The organism is Isoptericola haloaureus, from assembly GCF_036689775.1.
Lineage (GTDB): Bacteria > Actinomycetota > Actinomycetes > Actinomycetales > Cellulomonadaceae > Isoptericola > Isoptericola haloaureus.
In genome coordinates, this window is the sequence record NZ_JBAGLP010000019.1 from 1 (window position 1) to 308 (window position 308).

1 pseudogene is annotated in these 308 nt (G+C 77.6%); it reads left to right on the forward strand.

The features are described from left to right. Positions 1 to 251, forward strand: a pseudogene (locus V5O49_RS00065) (hypothetical protein); the annotation flags it as partial. Positions 252 to 308: the final 57 nt, after the last annotated feature.

Here is a 308-nt window from a genome sequence, read left to right on the forward strand (position 1 = left end):
TCGGGGCGAGTGCCGTCGTCGAACCCGGCGAGCGGGTCCCGGCGCGGGCCGACCCCGCGGTCGCGTCGGTCGGTCAGGCCCCCCGGGCGCACTCCGTGCGCTCCGTGCGCCCCGGCGGCACGATCGTCCTGCCCGCCGCCCCCAGCGGCGCCGCCCCCCCGGCCCCGCCCACCCCCCTCTTCCTCGCCTCGCTGCCGCCGCCGGGCGTGCCCACCGCCTCGCCCCCGCCCCCCCTGTCGTTGTGGGCATGAAATCTGCAGGTCTTCCCCGGGGAAGACCTGCAGATTTCATGCCCACAACGAGCAAGG